Genomic DNA, 13,726 nt, shown 5'->3' on the forward strand with positions numbered 1-13,726 from the left:
TGAAGTCATTGATAGACAGAGCCTTAATGGATTGAAAGCAGATTGAAGGCAAAGAGTGGCGCCAGAACCGCAAAAAATCAGAACGCTTGTCCTGGGCGCAAGCGGGAAAATCGGCCGTATGTTGCGTGCCTCTTGGACCCTGAAACCCCCGCAAGATATTGAATTTATTTACGTCTATCGCAATGATCCGCCTGAGGAAGGCGGCATTGTTTGGACCCCCGAGGAAAGTTGCGAAAACTTACCTGATATTGATGTTATATTGGCGCTTTGGGGGGCGACGCCGTCAAATGGCAGCGCCTTGAACGCCAATGTTTCCCTTGCACATAGCGCCCTTAAGCTTGCCCTTGCCAAGGGCGCTCGAAAGGTCCTGCATTGCTCCTCAGCGGCCGTTTACGCTCCGCAGGGGCACGTGTTGAGCGAAGAGGACGCCGGCGAGGCGGCGAATGCCTATGGGCAGTCCAAGCTTGAAATGGAGCGGGCAATTCAGGCCTGGGATCAAGAGAACCCTGGGAAGATCGAAAACGTGATGCTGAGGATCGGCAATGTGGCGGGTGCAGAGTCTTTGTTTGGGAATATGACACCGGGAGGCGAGGTGTTTCTGGACAGGTTTCCAAATGGAAAAGGACCAGAGAGAAGTTACATCGCACCGCCGGATTTGGGGCAGGTGATTGCCGATTTGATCCGTGCCAAGACTGTCACCGGCCCGATCAATGTCGCATCACCAGAACCCGTCGAAATGGCCGAGCTGGCCGTGGCTGCGGGTTGTCATGTGACTTGGAAACCGGCCCCGGGAAATGCCGTCCAATCGGTGGTTTTGGATACGCGCAGGTTACAGGCAATCTGTGATTTAGGCGCGAATGCGTCTGATCCCACCCATCTGGTTGAAGGGGCAAAAATCGGAGGGGTTTGGCCATGAAGCTTGCTAATCGCTCCTTTGACATCTTCTTTGTCTTGCTGTTTCTGCCATTTCTTTTGCCCGCCATCATCCTGGTGCCGTTGGCAATTCTGATCCTGGATGGCCGGCCTGTTCTCTACGTGTCCGAGCGGATGAATTCCCCAAAACAGGGCTTTAACTTGCTCAAATTTCGCACGATGCATTTTGATCCTGATGATCAAGGCGTGTCAGGCGGGGATAAAGAGGCGCGTATCACCAAAACCGGTGCCTTTTTGCGGCGCTACAGGTTGGATGAGCTTCCCCAACTATGGAACATCTTCAAAGGCGATATCCGTTTTGTCGGCCCGCGCCCGCCACTGCGCCATTACGTGGAAAAATTTCCGGAGATCTATGGCGAGGTTCTGAAATCGCGTCCCGGGGTCACCGGATTGGCGACATTGGCCTATCACAAGACCGAAGAGCGTCTTTTGTCTGTGTGCGAAACGGCTGAAGAGACCGAAGAGGTCTATTGCCGCCGTTGCGTGCCGCGTAAGGCCAAGCTTGACCTGATCTATGCGCAAAACCAGACGCCCTGCACGGATATCCATATGATGTGCGTGACAATGTACCGAAAGATTCCGATACATTAAAAGGGCTTAGGAAGGACGTGAGAGCGTCAGGTCCTTATTGGCGAAGGGCCTGCACGTTCATATAGCCGATGACATCACCCAACCATTGGCGTCCGCTCAGAATGTTTCCGCGTGCATCAACGACATAGAGATTGTTAAAACTGCCGCCATCGCCCGAGCAATTGGCGGTTACCGCGACACCTTTGGAATTAACTTCGCCCAAGGCAACCGCGTGGGTATCCCCAACATCCAACTTGCATTCAAATGCCAGGACCCGTGTCTGGTTGTCCGAGGTCAAGAAACGCATAACATAAGACGCGGTTCCAACGGAGCGGTTACGCACCAATGACAGCAATGCGCCCTCATCCGAGGACATGAGATCACCGCCAAAGCCGCGTGTTGAAACCATCATGCCATTGCGCTGGGCAATGGTCTGACGCGCGCGCGAGCCATAGGTTTGATACCCTTGGTTTCTTTCGACCTCGACCAGGATGAACTGTGCCTTGGTGTTTTCCAACACATAGACGGAAACCGGTTTTTCCGTCGCCGCAAGCACCTGGCCGATCTGTTCCGGTGTGACCGTGGGGATCACCGGCTCTTGCTTGGTAAACAACGTAGGCAGAGTTTTCAGGCTGACCAGCGGAGCTTCTTTATTGCTTCCCAGACAGCCTGCCAAGGTCGTCACAAGGGCAATGCCAAGCGCCAGCTTTGCGTTTCTTACCATGCTCATCGCCAGAACCTTCCCCAGGATTTTGCAATTTCCGGTTCATGATATTCCCGGGTTTCTTCATACAAACGTCCGCGGACATTCAGGCGGGCACCGCCATCGCGTGACAAGGATTGAATGGTCACCGGGTTCACCTTGCGGGATGGTTGGCCAATGAACGGTGCCAATGGGATGTAGAAACGCAGCCCCTTGTCAAACGAACCTTCGCCGAAATCCTCAGCTGAGACGTTGGTAAAGGTCGCATAAGCGCCGACTTTCCAACCATTGGCAAATTCACGGTCAATGGAGATGGTGCCGCCGTAATCCCCGGCAAGGTAACGACCCACATCCAACTGACCATGGAAGCCGTTGCCCAAGTCGTAATAGGCCGAAATATGCCCGTTCACATGCGGGATATCGTATTTTGCACCGGTTTCCGGATCGACGGTTGTCATGTCCTGGAAGCCAAAGAGCTGGTCGTAATCGCGGCGCTGGATATAGTTCAGCTCGGCCCCCAAAGCGAACCGGCTGTTGACTGGCTTCCAAAGCAGTTCGGCGGACACGCCACCATACATGCGTTCGAGATAACCTACCGAGAGGCGGGAATAGAGGTTGCGACCAGGGCGACCATAGGCGGCCACCTGCAGGTATTCGATGGCCGGATCACCCTCACGGGAATAGATGTCATTGTCGGTGCGAACCCGTGGCAGGGCGGATTCATCTGAACGCCCCTCTTTGTCCAGGTTCCCGGCAAGCTTTTTGGTGATCGAGCCTTCCAAAACGATATTGGGGCGAATGTAATATTCAGCAGAGGCGCGCACACCGACATCAAGCTTGACCGGCTGGCTTGGGTTGAACACGGACATGTCCACATAGGGGGCAAGGCGCCACTCGAATTTGGGATAGAGCCCGTCATTGGGTTTCAGACCCAGATTATACCCGTCAATGATACTGGCTTCGGCCAGCATTTTGTCCGCGCTTTCGTGCTCCAGCCGTTCCAGGTCGGAGCGTTTGAGGATCACCGCAGACATCGGAACACCGTTCGCAATCGGAACGATAACGAATTCTTCGATCGAGGCCGGCATGGACCGGCTCATTGTTCTGGCAAGGCGGCCAATTGCCTGCGAAGGCGCGCCAAAACGCGGGTTCACAAGGCGGACGGTGGCGCGATGGTTCTCAAGCTTGACCGCTTCGACAACCAAACCCTCTTTGGCTGCGAGGACACCCAAGGCATTTTTGGCGTTTGAGCTGGCATTGGCATCCAGCGTCCAGCCAAGATCGGCGATTTCGCTTGGATTGCGTGGTTTGATCGCGACGCCGGCGGGTTCAACACCGCCGGGGATACCTTGGAACTTGGGGTTGGTCGACAAGGTGAACTGCGCGCCCACCTCGGTGCCGTGCACATGGTACAGCGACAGCTGGTTGCCGTTTTTGAACCGGTAATCGATGCCAAAGTTCCAGGGGCTTGTGCGTTCAATCTGGCCTGCACCAACCTCGTTGGCATAGGCGTCTGAAGAATATTCCAGTTTGAAATTCCAGCGGTCGTTTGGCGCATAGGACACGCCGCCAAAGGCAGAAATATCACCGCGGAACCAGCGGTCATAGGTTGGAATACCGCCCAGCTCCAAAGTGATGTCAGAGCGCGTTCCGGCTGAGGCAAAGGAATTGTAACTGCCCAAACGCCCCCAACCGATACCGCCGGTTACTTTCAAACCCGGCGACAAGGTTTTGGTCGCGACAAGGTATTCCGCGCTGTAAAGACCGGTGCCCAAAACGTCGCGCATGCCCAAGGTTAAAGCTGGGCGATATTTGGACTCCCGCAGGATCTGGTAGCTGACGTCAAAGCTGCGGTCGAAATAGACGTCATCCCAGTCATCATTGTCCACAAAATTGGCCAAAGCCGTATAGCGAAAATAACCAGCGAGGCGCGGGGTGATCTGAAACCCGATGGTCGAGCGCATCGTATCGCCAACATAGGAAAAGGTTGTCGACAGGGTCGCATCAGGCGCAGTTTCGGCCGTTGGCATATCGATCAGGCCAGGCGAGCCATGCAAGTTGAACGACGGCACGCGCGGTGCCTCTTGCGCGTTGGCCGCCATGGCTGACAATGAGACAGATGCAAACCCGAATACGGCGCGTTTCATCACGCCCTGCAACCGAGAATTCGGCATGCCACTACCTCTCTGCGTCTAAAATGCTTGTTCGTTGCTAAGAATATTAATGCAGGCTGTCCATTCTTTACAGTGCATTCCTTGTCGCCTGTGTGAATTTCAGCACGCGGCGTTTTAACGGAACATTTTGAATCGTTAAGCTGCTGGTAAAACCTTTGCGGTTAAACCTTGTCTCGGTGAGAGAAAAAGGTGGTGAGATGAGTGGCGACGGCGAACTGGCGCCAGTCATCATCAAACGCAAGAAAGTCGTCGGTGGCGATGGGCATCATGGTGGTGCCTGGAAGGTAGCATATGCTGACTTCGTGACCGCAATGATGGCTTTCTTTCTGTTGATGTGGCTGTTGAACGCGACAACCGAAAAACAACGTAAAGGGATTGCTGATTACTTCAGCCCAACCATTGCCATGGCTCGTGTGTCAGGTGGTGGTACAGGGGCGCTGGGCGGTGATTCCGTCTTTGCGGAGAATACGTTACCTCGGATGGGCACGGGCTCGACCAGCCTGCATGCGCAACCTGAAAAGGGGGCGGCGGGTGCCCATACATCTGGCGAAGATGACGAGGATGCCGTCGAAGAAGAGGTATTCGAGGTTGTCGAAGATCTGCTGATGGGCCGTGGTGGCGAAAGCATGGTGGCGGATGAATTGCTTGAACATATTGTCACCCGAACCACTGACGAAGGCCTGGTCATCGAACTGTTCGAAACCGAACAGGCGCGTTTGTTCCGGGATGAAACCAAGCCAACCAAACTGCTCGAAGACCTGTCGCGCCTGATTGTTGAGGCATCCTACATCGTCACAAATGGCCTGGCGGTCGAAGGGCATACTTCCGCCTATCCGATCGTGATGACCGAAAATCCGGCATGGGAAGTATCAGCCGCGCGCGCAACCGTGTTCCGGGAATTGCTGTTGTCCTCTGGGTTGGAATCAAGCCGCGTAACGCGCGTGACGTCTTATGCAGACCGCGATCCTGTGCGTAAGAACCACATGGATATCAGAAATAACAGGATCGAAGTGGTGTTCTTACGCGGTCAATAGGCTGGCAAACATAGGCAGTTGGATTTCTGTAGGATTTTAACTGTTAGGCCAGCGTTAAGCTCAGCGCCTTATCTGTTGTCTTGAATTTGAACGAGACAGCAGAAAGGCGTGTCCATGACGATCTCCTCATCGCTCAACGCAGGTGTGGCGGGCCTTGCGGCCAACGCAACCCGACTTGGGACCATTTCAGACAATATCGCGAATTCTTCCACCAGCGGTTACAAACGTGTGGAAACTGATTTTACGTCCATGGTGATGTCCTCGTCGGGTGGCGGGTATACTGCGGGCGGTGTGCGTACCACGACACAGCGACTGGTTGACGAAGGCGGGGCGCTGGTCGGGACGACCAATGCAACCGACCTTGCCGTGCGCGGCAATGGTTTCCTGCCCGTTGCTGAAGCGACCGAAGTGGCCACAGGCAACGGCAACCCACAGATGTTCCTGACAACAACCGGGTCGTTCCGTGTTGATGCTGATGGATACTTGCGCACGGAATCCGGCCTGATGTTGCTGGGGTGGCCAGCGGATGCCGACGGCACCGTACCAACCTATCCGCGCGACACATCCAGCAGCTTGGAACCGATCCGCATCAATTTGAACCAGTTCACCAGCGAACCCACAACCGAGGTGCTTCTTGGCGTCAACCTGCCAGCCTCGGGAACCTATTCTGATGCGGCTGGTGATCCTGTTGATCTGTCTGTGGAATATTTCGACAATTTAGGACGTTCGGAAAACCTGAACATCACCTTTACGCCCACGATCCCCGCAACCGGATCGTCAAATGAATGGACAGTGACAATCAACGATTCTGCAACGGATGCTGGCAGCAACCCGATTGCCGAATACACAGTCACCTTTGATGACACCCGAGGCGCGGGCGGTTCAATCGCATCTGTCGCAACGGTTTCCGGTGGGACATATAACGCCACGACTGGCACGATGATTGTGAGCGCGGCTGGCGGACCGATTGAGATCAATATCGGTGCACCCGGAACCAGCGCTGGCCTGACCCAAGTTGGTGACAAATTCCAACCTCTCAACATTTCCAAGGATGGTTCTCCGGTTGGCAAAATGACCAATGTCGAAGTTGACGAGAACGGATTTGTTCATGCCTTCTTTGACACTGGCATCTCGCGCACGATTTATCAGGTGCCGCTGATCGATGTGCCCAATCCAAACGGCTTGGTCGCGATGGATAAGCAAATCTATATGCCTTCTCCTGAAAGCGGGAATTTCTTCCTTTGGGATGCCGGGGATGGCCCGGTGGGTGACGTTGTCCCCTATGCCCGTGAAGAAAGCGCAACTGACGTGGCCAATGAATTGACGGCCATGATCCAGACACAGCGCGCCTATTCATCCAATGCCAAGGTCATCCAGACCGTGGATGAGATGCTTCAGGAAACCACAAACATCAAACGCTAACACCAGTTTAGCCGTCGGTTGAAGGAGGTCGCCAGATGTCTTTATCGGGTGCTCTATACAATGCATTCAGTGGTCTTCGGGCCAATACTCGGGCGGCCGGCCTGGTGTCGACAAACATTTCCAATGCTACAACCGAGGGGTATGGGCGTCGAACGCTCGAACTGACCCCCGGTTCCTTGGGAACCTCCGGCGGTGTGCGCATCGCCGGGGTCATTCGTCACTCCGATCCTGTCCTAGTGTCAGATCGGCGCGTATCTGATGCGTCACTTGCCCATTCGGACACGATGTATACCTACTCCAAACGCCTCGAAAGCTTGATTGGCGAAAGCGATACCGCTGGATCGCTCGTTTCGCGTGTGACAGCCTTTGAGAATTCTTTGCTGTCCGCTGCGACCAACCCGGCGTCAGAACAAAGGCTGGAAAATGTCGCAACAGCGGCAACCAGCCTGACGCAAACGTTGAATGCTCTGTCAGACGAGATCCAGCAGTCACGCCAGAATGCGGACAGTGCCATTGCCGACCAGGTAACTACACTGAACGAAACGCTTGCGCGGCTCGATCAGATCAATGGCGACATGGTTAAGGCCAGCTCGACAGGCACCGACGTCGCGACCCTCCAAGATGAACGCAACAGATTGCTTGATAGCATTTCCTCGATTGTCCCGTTGCGGGTGGTCGAACGAGATCGCGGTGAAATCGCGCTGTTCACAATGAACGGGGCCGTTCTGATGGACGGCTCACCGGTTGAGATCGAGTTTAGTGAGGTAAACGCGATCGGGGCCGCCATGACCTTGTCAGCGGGTGATCTCAATGGTCTGACGGTCAACGGAATTCCGGTCAATTCGACAGAAACCGGCATGTTTGCCGGTGGCAGTCTGGCCGCCCAGTTTGAGATCCGTGATGTCACCGCGGTCGAAAACCAGGCCGAACTTGACGCGATTGCCCGCGACTTGATCGAACGGCTGGGCCCGTCCGGACCAGACACAACCCTTGGCGCGACAGATCCTGGCCTGTTCACTGACGCCGGAATTGCCTTTGATCCTTTGAACGAAGAAGGATTGGCAGGGCGGATTCAACTCAATTCCCTGGTCGCACCGGATTCAGGGACCGTTTGGCGGTTGCGCGACGGTCTGGGTGCCGCCACGCAAGGTGAAGTGGGCGATGGTCGATTGTTGCAATCCATTGCAGCCGCTTTGACCGAGGCTACCGTGCCCAGCTCGGCATCGCTTCCCTCAGTGTCGCGCAGCTTTGTGAACCACATTTCGGAATATTCTTCCAGCGTTGCAGGGACGCGGGTCAGGGCGGAAAACGAACGCAGCTTCCTGTCAGCGCAAAACACCGCATTGAGCGAGCTTGAGCTCTCCAAAGGGGTCGATACCGACCAAGAGCTGCAAAACCTCATGCAAATCGAACAACAATATGCGGCCAATGCCCGTGTCATGACCGTCGTTGACGAGCTCATGGAACGGCTGATGGCCATCTGAGGAGGACAATATGCAATCAGTAGGGGATATGGCCCGGGCGCTGGTTCTTAGAACCAATCAGGTCCGACTTCGCGAAGAAATGGACAAATTGGCGGTTGAGGTGTCCACCGGTTTCGTCACGGATTCCGCCAAGCATCTGAATGGCGATCTGACCAGCCTGCAAGAGATTGATCGAACGCTTTCAAAACTCGAAGCCTACCGGATCAACACGACCGAGGCCTCGTATATTACATCAACCATGCAGACGAGCTTGGATGAAATCCAATCACGCAGTCAGACGCTGTCGCAGACCTTGATTGCCGCCGATCTGACGCCAACCGATCCGCTGTTGAACACGATGTCAGTTGACGCTGCAAATACCTTGGACCAGGTCATGACCGGCATGAACCGATCCGTCGCGGGGCGCACATTGTTTGGCGGTGTCGCCACAGATCGTCCGGCCGTGGCGGATAGCGAAGATATGTTGGCTGACCTGCGCGTTCTGTTGGCGGGCGAAACAACATTGGCAGGTATCGAAGCCCAGCTCGACACGTTTTTCGGGGCAGGGGGCACCTATGACACCGTCACCTATGAGGGGTCTAACACCGGCTTGGCACCCTTTCAGCTAAGCGAAACCGATTCCGCAAATGTCGATATCCGCGCCAGCGACCCGGTGTTTAAAGAGATGTTGAAACCGCTGGCGATGGCTGCCTTGGCCTCGGACGGCAGCTTGGGCTTTGACACGGAACTGCAGGTCGAAATCCTCTCAGCTGCGGGCCGTGATCTGCTGGGCGCACAACAATCCATGGTCGAGCTGCGCGCTGGGCTTGGTGCGCTTGAGGCGCGGATAGAAGAAACAACAACCAGGAATGCCGCCGAAACCTCCTCGGCCAGCCTGGCGCGCTTGGAACTGGTCGGGACGGATCAGTATGAATCCGCCGCCAAATACGAGAGCATTCGTGGCCAGTTGGAAAGCCTCTATGCAATCACGGCGCGGTCGCAACGCCTGTCGCTTGCGGGGTACCTATGATGCTTAGATTACTCTCTGCAGCTCTGCTGACCATTTTCTCATTTGTGCACGTTGCGCATGCCCAGTCGGTCAGGATCAAGGATTTGGTTGAATTTGAAGGGGTTCGATCAAACGATCTGGTCGGATATGGCCTGGTTGTCGGTTTGAACGGCACCGGTGATGGCTTGCGAAACTCGCCCTTTACCGAAGACATCATGTCCAACATTCTGGAACGGCTTGGTGTCAACGTGACCGGCGAACAATTCCGTCCGCGCAACGTCGCTGCCGTATTGGTGACCGCGCGCTTACCGGCCTTTGCCCGTTCCGGGGGCCAAATTGATGTCACGGTTTCTGCCATTGGTGACGCCAAAAGCCTGTTGGGCGGCACCTTGATCATGACACCGATGAATGCGGCCGACGGACAGATTTACGCGGTGGCGCAGGGAACGGTGATCGCTGGTGGCGTTGAGGCTGAAGGCGACGCAGCCAAAGTTGTTCAGGGGGTGCCGACGGCTGGGGTAATTCCATCTGGTGCCCGAGTTGAGCGCGAAGTTGATTTCGACTTTTCCCAACTGTCGAGCCTGCGTCTTGCCCTGCGTGAACCTGATTTTACCACCGCCGCCCGGATCGAGGATGTCATCAACCGCTCGATCGGGCGCCGTGCGGCGACCATGAACGATGCCGGGACTGTGACGATAAACCTGAAACAAACCGGGGCCCGATCCCCGGCGCGTGCCGTTGTGACCATCGAAAACCTGACCGTCGAACCGGAACGCAAAGCACGTGTTGTTGTTGATCAGCGATCCGGCACGATTGTCATGGGGTCAGATGTCCGGATTTCCCGCGTTGCGGTGTCTCAAGGCAACCTCACTCTTCGGATCGAAGAAGCACCGCTCGCAATCCAACCCAACCCTTTCAGCGAGGGTGAAACGGTGGTTGTCCCAAGAACCGGCGCAGCAATCGAAGAAGAGCCTGGAATTGGCTTGGCCTTGGTGCCGGGTGGCACGTCATTGTCCGAAGTCATCGCCGGCCTGAACGCCCTCGGGGTGAGCCCGCGTGACATGATCGACATCCTCAAAAGCATCAAAGCGGCCGGGGCACTGCATGCTGATTTCGTTGTCATGTGACGAATTTGGACAGGCGCAGAGGGTTTCTTAACCCCCTGCTGTCACTCTGAGCCCACTAGGTATTCGGGAGAGTTTTCATGCTGGGAATCATTGGGATCGTTGTGATTTTTGCAATGGTTTTTGGGGGTTATGTTGCCGCTGGCGGCAAAATGGGCATCATTATCAAAGCGTTGCCGTTTGAGATGATGATGATCGGCGGTGCTGCTGTCGGTGCCTTTATGATCAGTAATGACGGTCCAGCAGTCAAACACACGCTGAAAGACATTTCCAAGGTCTTCAAAGGCGCGAAATGGAAGAATGAAGATTACCGCGATCTTCTTTGTCTGCTGTTTGAGCTCATCCGGCTGGCCCGCCAAAACCCGGTGGCAATCGAAGAGCATATCGAAACACCGACCGAATCCAACATCTTTGAAAAGTATCCCAAGATCTTGGGCGATAAATATGCGCTGGAGCTGATCTGCGACACGATGCGGTCTGTATCGATGAACTATGACGATCCCCACCAGGTCGAAGAGGTCCTGGATAAGCGTTTGGATAGCATGTCTCATCACGCACAGCATTCCAGCCACGCTCTGCAGTCCACGGCCGACGCCCTTCCCGCTCTTGGGATTGTTGCTGCGGTGTTGGGGGTTATCAAAACCATGGCCTCAATCGATCAGCCACCAGAAGTTTTGGGTAAAATGATTGGTGGCGCTCTGGTCGGGACGTTCCTGGGTGTTTTTCTGGCCTATGGCATTGTCGCGCCGTTCGCCTCCAAGGTGAAGGCGGTTGTCGAAGATGATCTGCACTTCTATCACCTGATCAGAGAGGTTTTGGTGGCGAATTTGCACAATCACGCGACCAATATTTGCATCGAGGTCGGGCGACAGAACACGCCTTCGCAATACAGGCCAAGCTTTGAAGACCTGGAAGAGGCTTTGAAATCTGTAAAACAGGAGGCCGCATGATACGCGCGCTTCTCATTTTCGTCGCGACCCTGCCAGGGGTCGCATCGGCGCAAGACGTGGTCGTACGCAGTGGCGAACACGGTGATTTCACCCGGCTGGTTTTCGACATTCCTCCTTCAGCTGTTTGGGAATTGGCACAAGAACCGGGTAAGCGGGCTGCGCGCTTGAGTTTCATTAAAACTGGAATCGAATTCGATTTAAGCCGAGCGTTTGAAAAGATAGCACGCGATCGCGTTTCTGATCTGGTGCGTGTCGAGGGGCAATCGGCCCTGGATATTGTGTTGGATTGTGACTGTGATGCACAGGCATTTGTACTGCGTGAGCGTATGTTGGTCGTTGATATCAAAGACAAAGAAAACCCAGAAAATCCTGCTGTGGTTGTCGAGAACAATCAGACCATCAAACATGAAAAACAAGGCGCCGATAACGCAGCCGATAACAGTGTCACAACGGAGTTGACCAACCTTTGGCTTGGACCCGCAGCAAGGATCGGACCGCCCAAACAGAATACCGTGATCCCGCTAGGTGTGCCGTTACAACGGAGCGCGATAGATGTCGAAAGCCCGGCTTTGGACAGTGCTGATGCCGGAACTGTCAGAAACCAGATATTTAACGATGTCGCCGGTGCGGCATCACAGGGATTGTTGGACCATTCCAGAAATTTTGCGGCAGCTCCGCCGCGAAAAACGCAAATTGCTGAAAACCAGGACGCACCGGCGGGTGAAGGGTACGATCCTCAAACCGAGGCAATTTTGGAAGAGGTCATACTCAAAAAGGGCCGTATTTCCATTGGAGGGCAGGATTGTACTCCTAACCCCAAATTGAACATCGCGAAATGGGTTGATGCCGATTCCGATATCAACATGGCACTTTCCGCGCGGCGAGGTGCGGTTTTTGGAGAGTTCGACCGGATCAATCAGGACGCTGTTCGGACCCTCGCCAAGAGCACGTTGTACTTTGGATTTGGCGCTGAAACCAGAACAGTTCTACAGTTGCAGGATCGAGGTCCTGACACGGTACTATCCGCATTGTCCTATTTGGTAGATGGCGACAAAGACCCTTCGGCCTATTTTGCGCAACAATTGGCTTGCGAAGGTCATTCCGCTCTTTGGGCTGCCATTGATGGTAGCCAGATGACCAGCAGCTCTGATTTGAACACACCCGCCATTTTGCGCAGCTTTGAATTGTTGCCCAAACATCTTCGCGAACATCTGGGCCCGATCCTGGCAGATAACTTTACGCAGGCCGGGTTCACTGCGATTGCCAAAGACGTTTTGCGTCGTTTGCAACGTACAAGCGGCGAGGAAACCGACAGTATCAAGCTCGGCAAAGCCCATATCGATATGATGGAGGGCAATGAGGAAGATGCAGCAGAAGCATTGAAAGAGCTCACCGTGTCTCAGAGCCCTGAAACCGCAAAAGCTGTCGTTGCGACGGTTGAAATTGCGCGGTCCACCGGCGACCAAGTGTCTGAGCGTATTGTCGATCTTTCTGCCGCTTATTCTGCAGAATTGCGAGATACTGAACAGGGGCCTGAATTGTGGCAGGCGCATGTTACATCATTGATTGTCAATGAACGGTTTGAGGAAGCGTTGGAGGTTTTAAATGACGTTGATGGCGTTTCTGAAGACCTCGTCGTGAAGGCCAAGAACGAAGCTTTCGCGGCGATTTTCCAAAAAGCTGACGACGTGGCTTTCCTAAAATTCTTTTTCCACAAGCTGCCAAACCCGCAGAGCGAGTTGGAAGACAAGAATATGCTTATGGCGGCGAAGCGGGTTCTGAGCCTGGGATTGCCCAAAGCTGCGCTGGAAACATTGGAAAAAATCACAAATCCCGAACTGGTGCCAGACGTAAGAATGCTCAAGGCGCAGGCATTGATCGACCTCTCTCGACCAGAAGAGGCTGAGATTTTGCTAATCGGATTGACCGGCGACAATGTGGCTCGACTAAGGGCAAAGGCTCGCAGCCTGATGGGTGACCATAATTTTGCGCAAACCATCTATGCGGAGCTAGGTGAAGAAGACCAAGAAGTAACCGAGGCCTGGTTGTCTGGTGATTGGAACAGTATTGCTGACCAAGAAAGCCCGCTTGCTCCCGCCGCCCAATTGTTTGCTGAGGCACCCTTTGAACTGGCGGAAGGCACAGTGAGTTTGCAAGAAGCTGAAACTCTCTTTGGATCCAGTGCGGATGCACGCAAAGCAATTTCCGAGATGTTGCAAGCTACTCAGTTCGAATAGATTTTTAGCAAAACTTACAAAAAATAAACCCTGACCCCATAGGGTTAACTCAACAGGAATCGAAACTGGTTTCATTCCATTCGACTGGGCCGCGAGGGTCTCAACGG

General features: G+C 54.5%; 11 protein-coding genes. 9 read left to right on the forward strand and 2 right to left on the reverse strand.

The window, feature by feature from the left end:
• Positions 1–55: 55 nt before the first annotated feature.
• A complete protein-coding gene (locus tag CLV87_RS09015; RefSeq protein WP_099241799.1) occupies positions 56–916 on the forward strand; it encodes an NAD-dependent epimerase/dehydratase family protein in 861 nt (286 codons plus the stop codon).
• On the forward strand, positions 913–1,524 hold the full coding sequence (locus CLV87_RS09020; RefSeq protein ID WP_099241797.1) for a sugar transferase: 612 nt from the start codon (positions 913–915) through the stop codon (positions 1,522–1,524). The genes CLV87_RS09015 and CLV87_RS09020 overlap by 4 nt, the downstream gene beginning before the upstream one ends.
• 34 nt (positions 1,525–1,558) lie before the next feature.
• Here the strand turns inward: CLV87_RS09020 and CLV87_RS09025 are convergent, their stop codons facing one another.
• Positions 1,559–2,233, reverse strand: coding sequence for a YjbF family lipoprotein (locus tag CLV87_RS09025; protein ID WP_099241795.1), 675 nt, complete (start codon positions 2,231–2,233; stop codon positions 1,559–1,561).
• Complete coding sequence (locus CLV87_RS09030) at positions 2,230–4,380, reverse strand: YjbH domain-containing protein (RefSeq protein ID WP_099241793.1); 2,151 nt, start codon at positions 4,378–4,380, stop codon at positions 2,230–2,232. The genes CLV87_RS09025 and CLV87_RS09030 overlap by 4 nt, the downstream gene beginning before the upstream one ends.
• 197 nt (positions 4,381–4,577) lie before the next feature.
• Here CLV87_RS09030 and CLV87_RS09035 point away from each other — a divergent pair, with 197 nt between their 5' ends.
• The 7 genes from CLV87_RS09035 to CLV87_RS09065 all read left to right on the forward strand — a co-directional run bounded on the left by CLV87_RS09035 (position 4,578) and on the right by CLV87_RS09065 (position 13,619).
• Entirely contained in the window at positions 4,578–5,414 is an 837-nt protein-coding gene (locus CLV87_RS09035; protein ID WP_099241791.1) for a flagellar motor protein MotB, read from the forward strand.
• A gap of 114 nt (positions 5,415–5,528) precedes the next feature.
• A complete protein-coding gene (locus tag CLV87_RS09040) occupies positions 5,529–6,836 on the forward strand; it encodes a flagellar hook protein FlgE (RefSeq protein WP_099241789.1) in 1,308 nt (435 codons plus the stop codon).
• A gap of 35 nt (positions 6,837–6,871) precedes the next feature.
• Complete coding sequence (gene flgK / locus CLV87_RS09045; protein WP_099241787.1) at positions 6,872–8,320, forward strand: flagellar hook-associated protein FlgK; 1,449 nt, start codon at positions 6,872–6,874, stop codon at positions 8,318–8,320.
• Between the two features lie 10 nt (positions 8,321–8,330).
• Positions 8,331–9,329 (forward strand): flagellin, encoded by a 999-nt coding sequence (locus tag CLV87_RS09050; protein WP_099241785.1) that lies wholly within the window; start codon positions 8,331–8,333, stop codon positions 9,327–9,329.
• Positions 9,326–10,435, forward strand: coding sequence for a flagellar basal body P-ring protein FlgI (locus CLV87_RS09055; RefSeq protein ID WP_370739608.1), 1,110 nt, complete (start codon positions 9,326–9,328; stop codon positions 10,433–10,435). Before CLV87_RS09050 ends, CLV87_RS09055 begins: the two co-directional genes overlap by 4 nt.
• Positions 10,436–10,512: 77 nt before the next feature.
• Positions 10,513–11,382 (forward strand): flagellar motor stator protein MotA, encoded by an 870-nt coding sequence (gene motA, locus CLV87_RS09060; RefSeq protein WP_099241783.1) that lies wholly within the window; start codon positions 10,513–10,515, stop codon positions 11,380–11,382.
• Positions 11,379–13,619 carry a hypothetical protein gene (locus tag CLV87_RS09065; protein ID WP_099241781.1) on the forward strand — a complete coding sequence of 747 codons (2,241 nt, stop codon included), beginning with the start codon at positions 11,379–11,381 and terminating at the stop codon, positions 13,617–13,619. The genes motA and CLV87_RS09065 overlap by 4 nt, the downstream gene beginning before the upstream one ends.
• Positions 13,620–13,726: the final 107 nt, after the last annotated feature.

The organism is Pelagimonas phthalicica (genome assembly GCF_004364805.1).
Taxonomy (GTDB): domain Bacteria; phylum Pseudomonadota; class Alphaproteobacteria; order Rhodobacterales; family Rhodobacteraceae; genus Pelagimonas; species Pelagimonas phthalicica.